The sequence below is a fragment of the Streptacidiphilus sp. BW17 genome (assembly GCF_041262485.1).
Classification (GTDB): domain Bacteria; phylum Actinomycetota; class Actinomycetes; order Streptomycetales; family Streptomycetaceae; genus Streptacidiphilus.
Window position 1 is genome coordinate 101,764 of sequence record NZ_JBGCCR010000017.1, and the last position, 15,232, is coordinate 116,995.

At 70.8% G+C, this 15,232-nt stretch carries 18 protein-coding genes; 8 read left to right on the forward strand and 10 right to left on the reverse strand.

Features of this window, described 5'->3' with window-relative positions; all coding sequences use genetic code 11:
* Positions 1-18 precede the first annotated feature (18 nt).
* Positions 19-570: a Uma2 family endonuclease gene (locus ABH940_RS21525; protein WP_370062134.1), complete on the forward strand. Its 552-nt coding sequence runs from the start codon at positions 19-21 to the stop codon at positions 568-570.
* A gap of 91 nt (positions 571-661) precedes the next feature.
* On the opposite strand, the gene ABH940_RS21530 is transcribed toward ABH940_RS21525, so the two are convergent.
* The 4 genes from ABH940_RS21530 to ABH940_RS21545 all read right to left on the reverse strand — a co-directional run bounded on the left by ABH940_RS21530 (position 662) and on the right by ABH940_RS21545 (position 5,710).
* Positions 662-2,137, reverse strand: coding sequence for an SDR family NAD(P)-dependent oxidoreductase (locus ABH940_RS21530; protein WP_370062136.1), 1,476 nt, complete (start codon positions 2,135-2,137; stop codon positions 662-664).
* An 86-nt stretch (positions 2,138-2,223) separates the two neighbouring features.
* On the reverse strand, positions 2,224-2,700 hold the full coding sequence (locus ABH940_RS21535; protein WP_370105978.1) for a MarR family winged helix-turn-helix transcriptional regulator: 477 nt from the start codon (positions 2,698-2,700) through the stop codon (positions 2,224-2,226).
* Between the two features lie 503 nt (positions 2,701-3,203).
* On the reverse strand, positions 3,204-4,862 hold the full coding sequence (locus ABH940_RS21540; protein WP_370105979.1) for an NAD-dependent malic enzyme: 1,659 nt from the start codon (positions 4,860-4,862) through the stop codon (positions 3,204-3,206).
* Between the two features lie 140 nt (positions 4,863-5,002).
* The gene (locus ABH940_RS21545; RefSeq protein WP_370105980.1) at positions 5,003-5,710 is read right to left on the reverse strand and encodes a nitroreductase family protein; all 708 of its coding nucleotides are present in this window, start codon (positions 5,708-5,710) and stop codon (positions 5,003-5,005) included.
* A gap of 91 nt (positions 5,711-5,801) precedes the next feature.
* On the opposite strand from ABH940_RS21545, the gene ABH940_RS21550 reads away from it, so the two are divergent.
* Positions 5,802-6,296: a winged helix-turn-helix transcriptional regulator gene (locus tag ABH940_RS21550; protein ID WP_370062144.1), complete on the forward strand. Its 495-nt coding sequence runs from the start codon at positions 5,802-5,804 to the stop codon at positions 6,294-6,296.
* A gap of 33 nt (positions 6,297-6,329) precedes the next feature.
* Here the strand turns inward: ABH940_RS21550 and ABH940_RS21555 are convergent, their stop codons facing one another.
* The 3 genes from ABH940_RS21555 to ABH940_RS21565 all read right to left on the reverse strand — a co-directional run bounded on the left by ABH940_RS21555 (position 6,330) and on the right by ABH940_RS21565 (position 7,766).
* Positions 6,330-6,800, reverse strand: coding sequence for a nuclear transport factor 2 family protein (locus tag ABH940_RS21555; RefSeq protein ID WP_370062146.1), 471 nt, complete (start codon positions 6,798-6,800; stop codon positions 6,330-6,332).
* 191 nt (positions 6,801-6,991) lie between these two features.
* Positions 6,992-7,318 (reverse strand): putative quinol monooxygenase, encoded by a 327-nt coding sequence (locus ABH940_RS21560; RefSeq protein ID WP_370062148.1) that lies wholly within the window; start codon positions 7,316-7,318, stop codon positions 6,992-6,994.
* A 79-nt stretch (positions 7,319-7,397) separates the two neighbouring features.
* A complete protein-coding gene (locus tag ABH940_RS21565; protein ID WP_370062150.1) occupies positions 7,398-7,766 on the reverse strand; it encodes a nuclear transport factor 2 family protein in 369 nt (122 codons plus the stop codon).
* 157 nt (positions 7,767-7,923) lie between these two features.
* On the opposite strand from ABH940_RS21565, the gene ABH940_RS21570 reads away from it, so the two are divergent.
* Together ABH940_RS21570 and ABH940_RS21575 are read left to right on the forward strand one after the other, a co-directional pair.
* Positions 7,924-8,748, forward strand: coding sequence for a MerR family transcriptional regulator (locus ABH940_RS21570; protein ID WP_370105981.1), 825 nt, complete (start codon positions 7,924-7,926; stop codon positions 8,746-8,748).
* Between the two features lie 86 nt (positions 8,749-8,834).
* The gene (locus tag ABH940_RS21575; RefSeq protein WP_370062154.1) at positions 8,835-8,984 is read left to right on the forward strand and encodes a hypothetical protein; all 150 of its coding nucleotides are present in this window, start codon (positions 8,835-8,837) and stop codon (positions 8,982-8,984) included.
* Between the two features lie 7 nt (positions 8,985-8,991).
* Here ABH940_RS21575 and ABH940_RS21580 read toward each other — a convergent pair whose 3' ends face one another.
* Positions 8,992-9,519 carry a MarR family winged helix-turn-helix transcriptional regulator gene (locus ABH940_RS21580; protein ID WP_370062156.1) on the reverse strand — a complete coding sequence of 176 codons (528 nt, stop codon included), beginning with the start codon at positions 9,517-9,519 and terminating at the stop codon, positions 8,992-8,994.
* Positions 9,520-9,607: 88 nt separating this feature from the next.
* On the opposite strand from ABH940_RS21580, the gene ABH940_RS21585 reads away from it, so the two are divergent.
* Positions 9,608-10,513, forward strand: coding sequence for an NADP-dependent oxidoreductase (locus ABH940_RS21585; protein ID WP_370105982.1), 906 nt, complete (start codon positions 9,608-9,610; stop codon positions 10,511-10,513).
* A gap of 60 nt (positions 10,514-10,573) precedes the next feature.
* On the opposite strand, the gene ABH940_RS21590 is transcribed toward ABH940_RS21585, so the two are convergent.
* Entirely contained in the window at positions 10,574-10,771 is a 198-nt protein-coding gene (locus ABH940_RS21590) for a hypothetical protein (RefSeq protein WP_370105983.1), read from the reverse strand.
* Between the two features lie 16 nt (positions 10,772-10,787).
* Here ABH940_RS21590 and ABH940_RS21595 point away from each other — a divergent pair, with 16 nt between their 5' ends.
* Positions 10,788-10,940, forward strand: coding sequence for a hypothetical protein (locus tag ABH940_RS21595; RefSeq protein WP_370062162.1), 153 nt, complete (start codon positions 10,788-10,790; stop codon positions 10,938-10,940).
* A 68-nt stretch (positions 10,941-11,008) separates the two neighbouring features.
* Here the strand turns inward: ABH940_RS21595 and ABH940_RS21600 are convergent, their stop codons facing one another.
* The gene (locus ABH940_RS21600; RefSeq protein WP_370062164.1) at positions 11,009-11,689 is read right to left on the reverse strand and encodes a TetR/AcrR family transcriptional regulator; all 681 of its coding nucleotides are present in this window, start codon (positions 11,687-11,689) and stop codon (positions 11,009-11,011) included.
* 88 nt (positions 11,690-11,777) lie between these two features.
* Between ABH940_RS21600 and ABH940_RS21605 the strand changes: the two genes are divergently transcribed.
* On the forward strand, positions 11,778-12,839 hold the full coding sequence (locus ABH940_RS21605) for an oxygenase MpaB family protein (RefSeq protein WP_370062167.1): 1,062 nt from the start codon (positions 11,778-11,780) through the stop codon (positions 12,837-12,839).
* A 227-nt stretch (positions 12,840-13,066) separates the two neighbouring features.
* Positions 13,067-15,031, forward strand: a complete 1,965-nt coding sequence (locus ABH940_RS21610) for a prolyl oligopeptidase family serine peptidase (protein ID WP_370062169.1) — start codon at positions 13,067-13,069, stop codon at positions 15,029-15,031.
* Positions 15,032-15,232 lie beyond the last annotated feature (201 nt).

Below are 15,232 nucleotides of genomic sequence, written 5' to 3' on the forward strand. Positions count from 1 at the left end.
GCCGTATGAGGGAAGCCGATGAACCCGCGCACTTTCGAGTTGCTGGAGCAGGTCCGCCGGGTAGCCCCGGAGAAGGCGAAGGTCGAGCTCAGCGGCGACATGGTCGTGGTTCAGGCGTCCCCCTCGGCCCTGCACCAACGGAATCTCGCCACCGTGCAGGAGCAGTTCGACGCGCACCGCCCGGACGGGTACTTCCCCAGCGGCAACAGCGACCTCGCCGCCGTGGAGGTGGGCAAGGTCCGCAACCCGGACCTGACCTACGTCCCCAACGACGTGGTCGACCTGCCGGAGCACGACATCCCAGCGGCTTTGGCGCTCGTCGCCGTCGAGATGGTCTCGCCCCGGAACCCCGAGAACGACTGGGTCGGCAAGCTGCGTGACTACCCGGTGATGGGAATCCCGCTCTACGTGATCGTCGATGCGCGGGCGAAGACCGTGACGCTCTTCTCCGAGCCGGAGAACGGCCGGTATCGCAGCCGCGAGGACGCCGACTTCGGCGAGACGATCCGGATCCCCGCACCGTTCGACTTCGTCCTGCAGACGTCGTCACTGCTCCCGATCACCGACTGACCGCGGCCGGCTGACCGCCGACCGACCGACCGACCGCCGCCCCCGACCGACCGGCGCGCGGTCGGTCGGGCGCGCCTGCGGGCGCGAACGCTCACCACGGGTGCGGGTGGTAGTCCTTGAGGAAGATACCGAAGAGGTCCTCGCCCTGCTCGCCGCGGACGATCGGGTCATAGACGCGGGCCGCGCCGTCGACCAGGTCGAGCGGGGCGTGGAAGCCGACGTCGGCCATGCGCATTTTGTCCGGGTGGGGGCGCTCGTCGGTGATCCAGCCGGTGTCGACGGCGGTCATCAGGATGCCGTCGGAGTCCAGCATCTCCTGGGCGCTGGTGCGGGTGAGCATGTTGAGGGCGGCCTTGGCCATGTTGGTGTGGGGGTGGCCCGGTCCCTTGTAGCCCCGGCCGAACTGGCCCTCCATGGCGGAGACGTTGACCACGTACTTCCGGCGGGCCGGGGACGCGGCCATCGCCGGGCGAAGGCGGCTGACCAGGATGAACGGCGCGGTCACATTGCAGAGCTGGACTTCGAGCAGCTCGATCGGGTCGACCTCGTCGACCTTCTGGCTCCAGCTGTTGGACGCGTCCAGATCCGGCACCAGGCCGCCGGCGTCGATCGCCGTGCCCGCCTCGATCAGCGCGGGCGCGGCCGAGCCGCTGGTCAGCGCCAGGGCGGTGAGCGCCTCCGCGCTGAGCTCGGCGCGACGCGGGCTGCCGGCCTGGGCGGGCAGCATCGGCTGGCGGCTCATGTCGAACCGGCCGAGCGTGACCGCGGAGGGCAGCTCGCCGGCGGGAAGCGGCGCGGCCTCGGCGTCGATCAGCTCCTTGTAGGCCCGGGGCGAGCGCCTCACGGTCTGGGCCGCGTTGTTGATCAGGATGTCCAGCGGACCGGCCGCGCTCACCGCGTCGGTCAGCGCGATGACCTGGGACGGGTCGCGCAGGTCCAGGCCGACGATGTTGAGGCGGTGCAGCCAGTCGGCGCTGTCCGGCATCGCCTTGAAGCGGCGGATCGCGTCGTTGGGGAAGCGGGTGGTGATCGTCGTGTGGGCCCCGTCGCGCAGCAGCCGCAGCGCGATGTACATGCCGATCTTGGCCCGGCCGCCGGTCAGCAGCGCGCGCTTGCCGGTCAGGTCGACGCGGGCGTCGCGACGGGAGCGGTTCTCCCGGGCGCAGTCCTGGCAGAGCTGGTGGTAGAACGCGTCGACCTCGACGAAGCGGGACTTGCAGGTGTAGCAGGCACGCGGGCGCTCCAGTGTCCCGGCGATCGCGCCGCTGGCGGAGGACGTGAGCTGCAGGCCCTGCGTCTCGTCGTCGATGCGGTCGGCGGCGCCGGTCGCGGTGCGCTCGGTGACCATCCGGTCGTTGGCGGTCTTGGCCGCCCGGCGCTCCTGGCGACGGCGGTGCTTGACCTCGCGGTAGACGCCGGAGGTGGCCTTGCGCAGCGCGATCGCCTGCGGGTGGTCGATGGGGAGCTCGTCGAGTTCCGCCAGGGTGTCCAGCACCAGCTGCAGGCGGTCCGGGTCGATCCCGGGGTGGGCCTCGGCGGCGGTCGTCACGTCGGGTCCTGCGTTCATCGCCTGCTGTTCTCTTCTGGAGGGAGGATCGGGTGGGGCGGTGCGGGGATCGTGCTGGGAGACAACCCGATCAACTCTACTTGGTTCTACGTGGGTGGGTTCTGTGTCCCGCATCGCAGTCGGCGGGCGACCTCGCCGAGCCCGGTGGCGAGGTGTGCCTGCTGCTCGGGCGTCAGCACGTCGATCAGTGCGGAGCGGACCGCGGCGACGTGGCCGGGGGCGGCCTGGCGCAGTGCCTCCCGGCCCTGGTCGGTGATCTCGGCGAAGACGCCGCGCACGTCGCTGGGACACGAGCGGCGAATGACCAGTCCGGCCCGCTCCAGCTGGGTGATCTGGTACGTGAGCCCGCTCTTGGAGGTGACCAGGCGGTCGGCCAGCTCGGTCATCCGCAGTGAGCCGTCAGGCAGGGCCGAGAGCTGGACCAGCACTTCGTACTGGGTGTGGGAGAGCCCGGAGTCGTCCTTGAGCTGCTGTTCGAGCTTGCGGCCCACCAGGCTGGTCGCGCTCAGGAAGGCGATCCAGGCGGCCTTCTCGGCGTCGTCGAGCCAGCGGGGTTCACTCATGCTCACCACTGTACTCCCAGTAGTTCAAATTTAAAGAACACGTCCTGGGGACCAGGAGGGGGGCAGGCCGAAGCCGTCGGTCAGGACGTTACCAACGATCTTGCGGGGTCGTCCGCCACCCCCGCGGCCGACGGTGGCCCGGGGTTCAGCTCGGCGAGAGCGGCGTCTCCTGACCGGGTGAGGCGCATGGCGAGGCGCGTCGCGGCGCGTTGCCGGGTGCGGGAGGATCAGGCGCAAGATCGTCCGTACACCTCCACAACCAGGGGACCGGGGCATGCCTGGCCGCCGGGGGCGGCTACGCCTACAGCACCGGCTGCGACAACCGGCCCAACGAGAAGTGGAGCGCCGAGCGCCAGTAGGCAGCACAGCCGGTCGGTCGCGGCCGAGCGGCAGGTGTCGGTCCTCCCTGTCGGCCCTGCATGACCAGGGCGGCGACGCCAGGGCCGGCCTGCTCGCCGAGGCGGACGCCGATGCGGACGCCGCGCCCCGGGTCAGCCCAGCGGTCAGGCGTGGGCGGCGTGGTGAAGATAGGCGGCCTGCCAGCGGGTGGCATCGACCGCGTCGTGGATCTCCTCGACGCTCAGGTGCGGGGCGACCCCGTCGGCGACCGCGGCCCTGGCGACGGTGCGTGCGACGGCGGTGGCGGTCTCCGCCAGGCGCGCCCGCTCGGGGAGCAGGGAGGGGACCTGCGCGTGGGTGTCGACGCTCTCGGCCACGGCTTCGGCGGCGGCAGTCATCATCGCGTCCGTCACGCGGGTGGCGCCCACGGCGGTCACGGCCAGGCCGATGCCGGGGAAGATGTAGACGTTGTTGCACTGGGCGACCGGCACCTCCCGCCCGTCGTAACGCGCCTGGGGGAACGGCGAACCGGTCGCGATCAGGGCGCGCCCGTCCGTCCAGTCCAGCAGGTTCTGCGGGGCGGCCTCGCTGCGGCTGGTCGGGTTGGACAGGGGCATGATGACGGGCCGGTCGCAGTGCTCGTGCATGGTGCGCACGACCTGCTCGGTGAACGCCCCGGCAGCGGTGGACAGGCCGACAAGGGCGGTGGGGTGCACGGCGGCGACGACGTCGGCCAGACCGGCGGGGCCGACCGTGCTGGAGGGCACGGCGCCCGCCCGTTGGGCCAGGCGCTGCTGCGCGGGGTCGAGGTCGGTGCGGTCCTCGGTCAGCAGGCCCCGGATGTCGACCACGTGGATGCGCTCGCGGGCCGCCTGCTCACTCAGGCCCGCTGCGGTCATCGCGCGCACGATCTGCTCGCACACCCCGATGCCCGCGGAGCCGGCTCCCAGCATGACCACGCGCTGCTCGGTCAGCTTCGTGCCGCTGACCCGGCAGCCGGCGGTGAGCGCGGCCATCGCTACGGCCGCGGTGCCCTGGATGTCGTCGTTGAAGGTCAGCAGCCGGTCCCGGTAGCGCTCGAGGATCGGCAGCGCGTGCGGGGTGGCGAAATCCTCCCACTGCAGGAGCGTTCCAGGCAGTTCGGCCTCGACGGCCGTGACGAACTGCTCGATGAACGCGTGGTACTCCTCACCGTCGACGCGCGGGTGGCGCCAGCCGAGGTACATCGGGTCGGCGAGCAGTTCCGGGTTGTCGGTGCCCACGTCCAGCACGATCGGCAGGGTCCGGGCAGGGTCGATGCCGCCGAGCGCGGTGTAGAGGGAGAGCTTGCCGATCGGGATGCCCATCCCGCCGATGCCCTGGTCGCCGATGCCGAGGATGCGCTGCCCGTCGGTCACCACGATCACGTCCACCTCGCGGCGCGGGCGGTTGCGCAGGATCTCGGCGAGGTGCTCGCGGTCGGGGTAGGCGACGAACAGTCCGCGCGGCCGCCGGTAGATCTGGCTGAAGTGCCGACAGGCCTCGGCGACGGTGGGGGTGTAGACGATCGGCAGCATCTCCTCGACGTGGTCGCGCAGCAGTCGGTAGAAGAGCGTCTCGTTGTTGTCCTGCAGCGCGCGCAGGTTGATGTGCCGGGCCAGGTCGGTGGGCTGGTCGCCGTATGCCGCGTAGGCGCGCCCAACCTGCTGGTCCAGTGTCTCCACGGCGAAGGGCAGCAGCCCACGCAGCCCGAGCCGGGAGCGTTCCTGCTCACCGAAGGCCGTGGAGCGATTGAGGACGGCGTCCTCGAGCAGGTGCAAGCGGGCCGTGTCGCGAGGGCTCATGCCGTCGTTCCTTCCTCTCCCGCCGCGGGGCGGTGTGGGCGCGGGCCCACACGATGTCACATCCCACGATTCTCCCTCGCTCGGTCTGGTCAGCGCGGCAAAGGCGAGGGGAGCAGGTGGTGAACTGTGGAGTCCTCGGCTCAGCCTGTGTGCCAGGTGACGGCGTTGCCGGGCTGTTCGCGGGTGGTGCGGAACGAGTTGACGGGGTGGTCGGGGTGAGGGTGGCCGAAGGAGATCCCGGCCACCACGCGCCGGTTGTCCGGGATGGCGAAGTGGGCGCGAAGGAAATCGGAGTAGGAGGCGAGGGCGGCTTGGGGTGCGGCGGCCAGGCCGAGGCTCTGGGCGGCGAGCAGGAAGGTGCTGATGTAGAGGCCGCAGTCGACGGCGCCGTAGACGCCGAGGTCGGCTTCGGTGGTGATGATCGCGACGTGCGGCGCGTCGAACAGCTCGAAGTTCCGCAGCATCTGACGCAGCGTCTGTTCCTGGTCGCCCTTGGCGATGCCGAGGCTGCGGTACAGCTGGAGGCCGCACTCGCGCCGGCGCTGCCGGTAGACGCCGGTGTACTGGGCGGGGAACGGGAAGTCGGGGGCGGCCGGGTGGCTCTGGACGTGGGCCGTCAGCCGGGCGCGCAGCTCCTCGGTCGCGGCGCCTTCGGTGAGGTGCACGTGCCATGGCTGGGTGTTGCACCAGGACGGTGTGCGCTGTGCCAGTTCCAGCAGCCGCTCGATGGTGTCCCTCGGGACCGGGTCGGGCAGGAACTGGCGGCAGGTGTACCGGTCGGCGAGGATCCGGCCGAGCGCCTCGTGCAGGTCGGTGCCGGATTCGGGGTGGGTGCTGGTCGGGCTCAAGGATGGCCTCCGCTGGCGCCTATGGTCTCGTTTCGAGACCGCATGCTACCGGGCCGGTCTCGTTTTGGAACCGCGCGGGTAGAGTCGTGGGGTGCGTTACGAAGACCTCGCCGACCTGCCGTGCTCGATCACGCGCCCGCTGGTGATCCTCGGCGACCGCTGGACGCTGCTGATCCTGAAGGCCTCATTCACCGGAGTCCGCCGCTTCAACGCGTTCCAGAGCACGCTGGGCATCTCCCGCAGCCGCTTGCAGGACCGCCTCGGCCGCCTGGTCGAGCACGGCATCCTCACCCGGCGGCAGGCCGACGACGGTGACCATGTCGAATACCGCCTGACCCGCAAGGGCCACGACATCTACCCCATCCTCATGGCGATCCGGGACTGGGGCGACGCCTACATGGCCCCCGACGGACCGCCCGCGCACTACCGGCACCGCGACTGCGCGGGCGAGGCCCACGTCCAACTCGCCTGCGACGCCTGCGGTACCGGCGTCACCGCACGCGACATCACGCCCGAGCCAGGACCAGGCATGCTCACCCACCTCAGGCCGCCGGGGTCGGGCCGGTCCGGCAGGCAACCCGACTGATCATGCCGAGGGCGGCGACCCGGGCGGTGGCGCTTACGGAGAGCAGGGGCGGGTCTCGGTCCAGTCGACCATGAGGCGGCGTTCTGCGAAGTACCAGTTGCCGTCGCTCAGCTTGACGAACCGGTCGAGGTAGCGGATGGAGGCGACCATGATCGTGCGCTGCGGAGGCTCGTCGCGCGAGATGTGGTGGGCGAGGCAGTAGCTTTCGCCGGAGGCCCGGTCGCCGTCGAGGGTGACGGTGCTCTGGCCGTTGAAGTGGGTGGTGGCCTGGTAGGTGTTCAGGTTGTCGAACACCGGGGCCAGGGCGTCGCGGCCGTGGAGTTCCTGCGTGGGCTCGGCCGCGGTGGCGTCCATGAAGACGAGGAAGCGGGTGTCCTCGGTGAACAGGGCCATCTGGCCTTTGGCGTCCCGGCGGTCGGCGCAGTGCGCGTAGGCGTCGACCAGCTCGCGGATGGCCAGCCGGTCGGCGGCCTCTTCCGGGGAGATCGGCGGGTGGGGGGACATGGCGACTCCGTTCGAAATCAGATGCTGAGACCTATCGGATGTCAGCAGTCAGGGTCCGGCAACCCGTGGAGCGGCGGCCGTCGAGGCCGCCCGCCGGATCATCGAACCCGCAGCGCCGTCGAGTGACGGTTGATCAGTCGGTGGAGGACTGCGGGCAGGGCCGCAGCTTGAGCCGAGGCGTGTCTCGGTGGTCAGGCCTGCGCCGTGCGCGCTGCGATGCCACGGCCCTGGTAGATCTCGTCGTAGTAGTGGATTACCAGCGGGCGGGTGAGCATGGCTTCGAAGGTGGCGGTGAAGCCGTGCGCGGTGCGCCAGGCGAGGTAGTCGGTGTAGTTGTGTGCCTCGGTCCACTGCGTCAAGCCGGTGACGTGGTCGGCGTCGTTCCGGTCGCGCAGGATGCGGATCTCTTCGCAGCCGTCGTGCTCGAGACTTTCCCCGAGGATGTCCAGCAGTAGCTTGGCGACGTCGTCGCGGCGGCCGGGCTGGGCGAAGAGCTCGGCGGTGACAAGTGCGCTCATGGGGGAGTCCTCTCTTAAGGGTGTCGCCGCCGGCCGGAAGCAGCCGGCCGAGCGTCGCATCGGTCGAGACCCGGCAGGCTCAGTAGGGGGAGGGCTGGTTGAAGATGACGGTCAGGCTGGTGATCCTGCCGTCGCGGATGGCGAAGTAGCTGGTCATGACCAGCACCTCGGGCAGGTTGGTCTTGTCGTAGTCGCCGTCGTACTCGGCGCGCACGATGATGTCTCCGTGGTGGTCGATGACCTCGCGGACCTCCATCGTGACGCGGTCGCCGACGAACTCCTTGTCCAGGAACCGGCGGATCGCGTCGGTGCCCCAGATCTCGCGCCGGTTGTCGTTCACGTAGGCGTCGGGGGAGAAGGTCGCCACGATGCGTTCGGTCTCGAACGCGTTCACCGCGGCGATGTGCTCTGCCACGACGGCGGGAAGGTCGGTTGTCGTGCTGGACATGGCGGATCCTCTCGATCGGCCGGAAGGCTGATCTGCGTAGTGGCTGACCAGCCGGAATCGGTCTGTCACGGCCCAGGATCGCCGCTCTCGTCGGGTGAGGGGCAAGGCCGGGATCAGCCGTTGACCCTCACACGACTGGAGGGTTGAGAATGAGGGGATGAGCCACGCGCTGACGATCGGCGACTTCTCCAAGGCGACGCACCTGAGCGTCCGGACGCTCAGGCACTACCACCAGATCGGGCTGCTGGAGCCGGCCGACGTCGACCCGGACACCGGCTATCGCCGTTACGCGACCGAGCAGATCCCGGCAGCTCAGGTGATCCGCCGGTTCCGGGCGCTGGACATGCCGCTGGACGACATCCAGGCCGTGCTGACCGCCCCTGACGTGCGGACCCGTGACCAGCTCATCGCGGCCCACCTCGGCCGGATGGAGGCCGGTCTGGCCCGAACCCAGCAGGCCGTGACGTCCCTGCGCGACCTGCTCGAACGCCGCTCCGCGCCGGCCGCGATCGGGCACCGCAGCGTTCCCGCGACGCCCGCCGCGGCGATCAGCGAGGACGTCGGAGTCGCCGACGCCCTGCTCTGGTACCAGGGGGCGCTGGGGGAGCTGCGTGCCACGCTGGGCGCCCAACGCCTCCGTGCGGACGGCCCCGCGGGAGGGATGTTCGCCGACGAGCTGTTCGCCGACGAGCGCGGCCGGGCGACCGTCTTCCTCCCGTGTCGCGGGCCGCTCCGGCCCACGGGCCGCGTCACGCCGACGACCGTGCCAGCGGCCGAGCTGGCCACCATCGTCCACTCCGGTACGCACGACGACATCGACCGCGCGTACGGGGCCCTCGCCACCCACGTCGCCGAGCACGAACTGGCCGTCGACGGGCCACTGCGCGAGTACTACCTGATCGGCCCGGGCGACACCCTCGACGAGGGAGCCTGGCGAACCGAGATCGGCTGGCCCGTCTTCGCCACCGGGACCACTGGCTAGCGCGACCCCGGCTAGCCGGCGGAGGCTCGCCCGTGCCCGGGCCTGCGCGGGTACGGCCTGGCCGACTCGTCCGTCGGCCAGGCGGCGTGGATCTACGAGAAGCTCGAGCCGAGCGCACCCACAGCCACCGGCACTACTGGAACGACCGTATCCCCAGGGGCGGCCACTTCGCGGCCTTCGAGCAGCCCGCCATCTTCGTCACCGAACTGCGCGACTGCTTCCGCTCGCTGCGTTGACGGCAGGTCAGTCCTGGGCCGGCGGCCAGTCGACCGGGGGCGGCAGGGTGCCGCGCTTGAGGATGTTGGCGTACACGCCCTCCAGCGCCTCGGTGAGCGGCCCTATCAGCCCGGACGGCAGTCCCTCGACGAACAGGTTCCGGACAAGATCGACGTGCCCGGGCGCCGCCTGCCCGAGGGTCTGCCGCCCGGTGTCGGTCAAGGTCACCTCGGTAACGCGCTTGTCCGTGGCCGACAGGGCGCAGCTGACCAGCCCACGGGTGCTCATCCGCTTCACGTGGTGGGAGACGCGGCTGCGTTCCCAACCGATCTGCGCGGCCAGCACGGTGATCGGCATCCGGCCTTCGTCGGCGACGCTCAGCGCGGTCAGCACGTCGTAGTCGGGAAGGGACATGCCACTGTCCGCGAGCAGCTGGCGGTTCATCTCGTACGCCATGCGCAGCTGAACCCGGATGTAGGCCAGCCACGCCCGCTGCTGGTCGCTGTCCAGCCACCCGCCCTCGGGCTCCGGCACGGCGTTGCGTTTACGTGACATGTCACTAAGCTTTCTCTTGAAGCCACCACGCGGCAGGCACCACTTGGGACATCATCCCTCGCGGGCTGCCGCGATCAGGAGGTATCCCATGCCGTACGCATCAGTACTGACCGGATTCGGGCCGCCCGAGGTGCTCGTCTGGTCCCAGGTCGCCATGCCGGAGCCGGGGCCCAGCCAGGTCCGGATCCGCGTGCACGCCGCCGGGGTCAGCCCGACGGACGCCAAGATCCGACGCGGAGACCTCGCGCAGGCGTTCCCGCTGCGGCCCTCCACCGTGCTCGGCTTCGAGGCCGCGGGCACCGTGGACGCCCTCGGCCCTTCCATCACGTCGGCGGCGGTCGGCGACGAGGTCGCCGCCATGCTGCCCGCCCTGGGCGGGTACGGCGAGTACGCGCTGGCCTCGACCTGGACGCCCAAGCCCGCCGGAGTGAGCTGGGCCGACGCAGCCGCGCTGCCGTCGTCGGCGGAGGCCGCGGTCGGTGTCCTGCGGCAACTTCGGGTCGCCCCCGGCGAGACGCTGCTCATCCTCGGCGGTGGGGGATCGGTCGGTGTGATCGCCACCCAGCTGGCCGTCGCGCAGGGCGTCACCGTCGTCAGTGCCACCGGCGCACACGACGACCGGCTGGCCCGGGAGCTCGGCGCGATCCCCGTGCGCTACGGACCCGAGCTCCTCGCACAGGTGCGGGCCGAGGTCGGCAAAGTCGACGCCGTCCTGGACGCCGCCGGAAGGGGCGGGCTCGGTGACGCCGTCGAACTCGCCGGCGGAGCCGAGCGAGTGATCACCCTCGCGGACGAGCACGCGGCCGACTTCGGCGTCGCACTCTCGGCCCCGACGCCGGACCGCGCGCCCGACGCCCTCGACCTGACCATGCCGCTGCTGGCGAGCGGGACACTGCGACTGCGGGCCCAACGGACCCTCTCCATGCGCGACGCCGCCAAGGCGCACGCGTTCCTGGAGACGACACACGAGAGGTTGGTCCTCACCGCCGAATAGGCGCGCCCGCAGGGAACCCACTCCGCGGGTGGGCTGGTGCGGCCGTTGTATGAGTCGGTGTCAGTTCTTTTGGCGGGGTGCGTAGTCGAGGATCGCGTCGCCGAGCAGCGTGCGCATGTGCTGCAGCAGGTCGGTCGCGTCCCTGGCGACCTGCTCGGGCGGTCGGCCGGCGACCATCTCCCAGCCGATGAGGTCCAGCAGGGTCGAGTGCGCCCAGCCGAGCTGACTGGCCACCAGGCCCGGCAGCAGGGCCCTCAACGGGCTCTCCCACCTGGTGCCGTTCCGCTACCTGGTCGACGCCATGCGCGACGCCTACCTCGGCCAGTACACCGCACCCGCCGTCCTCGAAGGCGCCGCTGTCGCCCTCGCCCTCGCCGCCGTCTCGCTCGCCGTCGGTACCCGGGTGTTCCGCAGGACGGGCGCCTGACGTTGCGCGGCAACCCCGGGGTCCGGAGCACGCGCTGGGGGGCTCGGCAGGTGCTAGGCGCTCGGCGCTCAGCGCGGCGGCCAGAGCATGCGGAACAGCAGTTCCACCTGCGCCGCGACGTGCGCGGGTTCGAACCGGTCGGGGTCCGTGAGGGCGACGCGCCCGAAGTGCTCGGCGCAGGCGACCAGGGCGTGCGCGAGGATCTGCGGGTCGAGTCGGGAATCGCCCCGGTCGGCCAGCAGGTCGGAGGTCCAGCGGGCGACCTGGCGCCGGAACCGCTCCCGGTCCGCCTCGACGCGGTCGCGGACGACGGCGGGCATCTCGCTCGCAGGCTGCAGGATCAGCCGCCAGGTGTCCGGGTCCGCGCGGAGCATCGCCGACATTCGGCACACCGCCCCAGCGGCGAATTCGGCCGGGTCGCTCGAGTCCGTCTCGGGAGGCAGGGTGTCGAGGAGCAAGTGGAAGGCGCGTTCCTGCTCCCGGTCGAGCAGGTCGCCCAGCAGGTCGCCCAGGTTCTCGAAGGCGCCGTAGACCACCGACCGGGCGACGTCGGCCTTCTTCGCGATCGCGTCGATGGAGACCCGGTCGTAGCCCTCACTGACGATCACCGCAAGGGCCGCGTCGAGCAGTTGCTCGCGGCGTTCCGCCATCGGGACGCGCGGGGCGTAGGGCCGTCGCTTGCGCGGCCCGCCCCCCGAGGAAGCGGACGCGGGTGAAGTGGATGCGGGCGAAGGGGTGGGCGCAGACACCTTGGCAGCTTACGACATCCGTGTCTTAATTTAGGACAGCAGTGTCGTAATCACGGAGCAGACGGACAGACAAACGAGGAGCGGCACCATGGCCTTGCTGAAGCGCGACGAGGTCGAACCGCACGAGGACTACGGCTTCTTCGGCCCTGACTCGGTGGTGTGGAAGGTCTGGAGCTATCCGACGTCGCTGACGGTGGGCTTCCAGCGGGCCGTGGTGGTGGAGGAGCTCGACCCGCCGCTGGTGGCCGCCGTCCACGGGACCCAGGGCATCTACCAGCGCCCGCGCACCCGCTACGACCGGACGTTGCGGTACTTCGCGATGGTGGCCTTCGCCGGGTCGCGCGAGGTCTGCAAGGCGGCCGACATCCTGGTCAAGGTCCACTCCAAGGCGATCGGCCACCTGCCCTACGGCGAGGGCGTCTACGACGCCAACGACCCCGCCTCGCAGCTGTGGATCCAGCTCACCGGCTGGCACTCCATCCTCTACGCCTACGAGAAGTACGGCCCCGGCAAGCTGACCGCCGCGGAGGAGCAGGAGTACTGGGAGGCCTGCGCCACCGCGGCCGAGCTCCAGACCTGTTCCCCCGACGACATCCCGCGCAGCCGTGAGGGCGTCCGCGCGTACTTCGAGCGGATGCGTCCGCAACTGTCCGCCAGTCCGATCGCCAAACAGGCGATGAACCACCTCTTGCGGACCGAGCTTGTGCTGCCGCCGACGCCGTGGTGGGCGAAGCCGACCTCCCTGGTCGTCGCGAAGGCACAGCGGGTCGCCACTGTGGCCACGATGCCGCGCTGGATGCGCGAGCTGGCCGAGATCCGCCAGTCACGCCTGCTCGACGCCCTGATCGTGCCCGTCATGAAGGTGTCGTTCGCGCTGGCCCACCTGAACCCGCAGCTCGAGCTGCTTCTGCTGGGCCGGCTCTCACCGTCCACCGTTCCGGTGGTCGCGCCGATGAAGCTGGGGATCCCGCCCCGCACCGACGAGGTGCTGACCCCCGCGGAGGCCCGCGCCCGCCACGGTTATGCCAGGCCCGCCGAAGCGCACCTCGAACTGCGGGCCCGGCAGGCCGTGCGCGTCTTCGGCGACAACGAATCGCCCAGCGACCAGGGGCTCGTGGAGTCACAGGAGATCCTCGGCCCGCTCGCCTGAGCGGCTCGATTTCCCTGTGGGGCTCGAAAAGTCATCGCTGCGCTCGAACCGCCCTTCATCGAACCGCCGTTAAAGGAGCTCGGCGAAGCGGTCCAGCGTCACGGCCGCCCTGGCTTGGGTGAAGGGTGATCAGCACGAAGCGTGACGGGTTCAAAACCCGACTGACACAGGCTCGTCGGTGCGACAGGATGTCAATTTGTCGTACCGACGAATGAAAGGCAGTCCGCATGCCGCACCCCGCACCGCGACCGCTTCCCGAGTCGACCGACCTGCTCACCGCGGAACTGGTGGTGGACATGGCCGCCCCCATGGCGCCGGCCATCTCGCCGGACGGTCGCCTGGTCGCGTACGGCGTGGTCGCGAACAGCGGAAGGGGCGGACATCCGCACAGCTCTGTCTGGGTCGCCGCCGCCGACGGCAGCGCAGCCCCGTGCAGGCTGACCGACGGCACGGCCCGCGACGCCGCCCCGAAGTGGGCGCCGGACTCGGCTTTTCTGTTCTTCACCTCCGACCGCGAGGAGCAGGGCACCGCTCAACTCCAGCGGATCCCTCTGGACGGCAGCGAGGACGACGCCAAGGCAGAGTCCCTGACCAGGTGGCGCGGGGGCATCTGCGACTACTACCCGCTCGCCGACGGTCGCACCGTCGCGCTGCTCGCCGAGGACGAGCCCACTGCGGAGGACGAACGCCGGGAGGCCGAGGGTGACGACGCGAAGGTCTGGGGCCGGCACCTCCCGGTCACCCGGCTGCGCCTGCTCGACCTGGCGACCGGCGTGGCCCGCACCGTGGACGGCCTCGGGGACCGCCATGTCGTGGAGGTGACCCAGCGTCCGGACGGCGGCCCGCTGGCCGTGCTGAGCTGGGCCACCCCCGAGCTCGATCCCGGCGTCACGACGGCGGGACTGCATCTGGTCGCCCCGGAGACGGGCGCCGTCCAGGACCTGGGCCCGGTCGGATTCGAGGCCCAGTCCCCGGTCTGGTGGAACCACGACGGTGCTTGGCATCTGGCTCACCTGGCAGTGACCCCTGGGCACTTGGTAGGCGGCCTCGCCGTGATCGACACGGTCCCGCCGGCGACCGGCCCGACCGTCGAACAGCGCAATCTCACCGCCGGGATGTCTGCCTGCCCCACCGAGCTGGTGCAGGTCGCCGACGGGCCGCCGCTGGCGCTGTTCGCCGAAGGGTTGGATACCGCGCTGTACCGGCTCGATCCGCAGTCGCTACGGTTCGACCGATTGTCCTGCGCGCCCGGCACGCTCGCCGGGCTGACTGCGAGTCACTCCGGGGAGACCCTCGCCGTGGTGACGAGCACCGCGCACGAGCCCAGGAACGTCCACGCGGGGCCCACCGGCGGGCCACTGCTCCGGCTCAGCGACACCAGTCCCGAACTGCGCAGGATCCGCTGGGGTGTCCAGGAGCGGCTCAGCTACCAGGCGTCCGACGGACTGCAGTTGGACGGCCTGCTGATCCTGCCGACCGGCCGGACTCGGGACGAGGGCCCGTTCCCGCTCGTCACCCTGGTCCACGGCGGCCCCTACTTCCGCCATGCCGACGAGTTCGCGCTCACTGTGGTCGACTGCGGCCAGTGGCTGGCAGCCGCCGGATACGCGGTCTTCCTGGCCAATCCCCGGGGCGGGTCGGGCCACGGCCATGAATTCGCAGCCGTGGTGGCCGGCGCGGTGGGCGGCGACGAGTGGACCGACATCCTCACCGGGATCGACCTGCTGGTCGCCGAGGGAGTCGCCGATCCCGAACGCTTGGGCATCTCCGGCTGGAGCCACGGCGGTTTCATGGCGGCCTGGGCCGTCGGCCAGACCGACAGGTTCAAGGCCGCGTTGATGGGCGCCGGCATCAGCGACTGGGGCATGCAGGCCGGGACCGGCGACTGGGGAGTCATGGACGCGACGCTCGGCGGCGGCACCGCCTGGAACGGTCCGGGACCACACATCCACGACCGGAACAGCCCGATCTCCTACGCGTCCCGGATCCGCACCCCGGTCCTGATCCTGCACGGCGAGGAGGACACCAACGTCCCACTCGGCCAGGTGGTGCACTTCCACCGCGCACTGCGCCACTTCGGCGTCGAGCACGAGTTCGTGGTCTACCCCCGAGAGGGCCACGGGCTTCACGAGCGCGCCCATCAACTCGACGCCCTCCGGCGTATCCGCGCCTGGTACGACCGCTGGCTGTAGGCCCGTGCCAGGGTGTGGGCATTGAGTCGTGATCAATGAGTGGCAAACACACGTGAGAACGAAGTCCTGCGGGCCACCAAGGCTCGCCGCCGCTCAAGCACGCCGTCAACCGTGGCGAGGCGGGGGCAGCGCCGGCCTGAGCGGGTGCGGCTCGGCCTGCCCGGCCGGTGTGCGGAAGGCGGCGAGGCCGCTCCCGCGCAC

Bases quoted from the DNA above. Each gene is read 5' to 3' on its own strand.
- ABH940_RS21610 (WP_370062169.1), top strand. From the start codon at position 13,067: ATGCCGCACCCCGCACCGCGACCGCTTCCCGAGTCGACCGACCTGCTC.
- ABH940_RS21580 (WP_370062156.1), bottom strand. From the start codon at position 9,519: ATGTCACGTAAACGCAACGCCGTGCCGGAGCCCGAGGGCGGGTGGCTG.
- ABH940_RS21570 (WP_370105981.1), top strand. From the start codon at position 7,924: ATGAGCCACGCGCTGACGATCGGCGACTTCTCCAAGGCGACGCACCTG.
- ABH940_RS21535 (WP_370105978.1), bottom strand. From the start codon at position 2,700: ATGAGTGAACCCCGCTGGCTCGACGACGCCGAGAAGGCCGCCTGGATC.
- ABH940_RS21530 (WP_370062136.1), bottom strand. From the start codon at position 2,137: ATGAACGCAGGACCCGACGTGACGACCGCCGCCGAGGCCCACCCCGGG.
- ABH940_RS21560 (WP_370062148.1), bottom strand. From the start codon at position 7,318: ATGAGCGCACTTGTCACCGCCGAGCTCTTCGCCCAGCCCGGCCGCCGC.
- ABH940_RS21585 (WP_370105982.1), top strand. From the start codon at position 9,608: ATGCCGTACGCATCAGTACTGACCGGATTCGGGCCGCCCGAGGTGCTC.
- ABH940_RS21565 (WP_370062150.1), bottom strand. From the start codon at position 7,766: ATGTCCAGCACGACAACCGACCTTCCCGCCGTCGTGGCAGAGCACATC.
- ABH940_RS21525 (WP_370062134.1), top strand. From the start codon at position 19: ATGAACCCGCGCACTTTCGAGTTGCTGGAGCAGGTCCGCCGGGTAGCC.
- ABH940_RS21540 (WP_370105979.1), bottom strand. From the start codon at position 4,862: ATGAGCCCTCGCGACACGGCCCGCTTGCACCTGCTCGAGGACGCCGTC.
- ABH940_RS21605 (WP_370062167.1), top strand. From the start codon at position 11,778: ATGGCCTTGCTGAAGCGCGACGAGGTCGAACCGCACGAGGACTACGGC.
- ABH940_RS21555 (WP_370062146.1), bottom strand. From the start codon at position 6,800: ATGTCCCCCCACCCGCCGATCTCCCCGGAAGAGGCCGCCGACCGGCTG.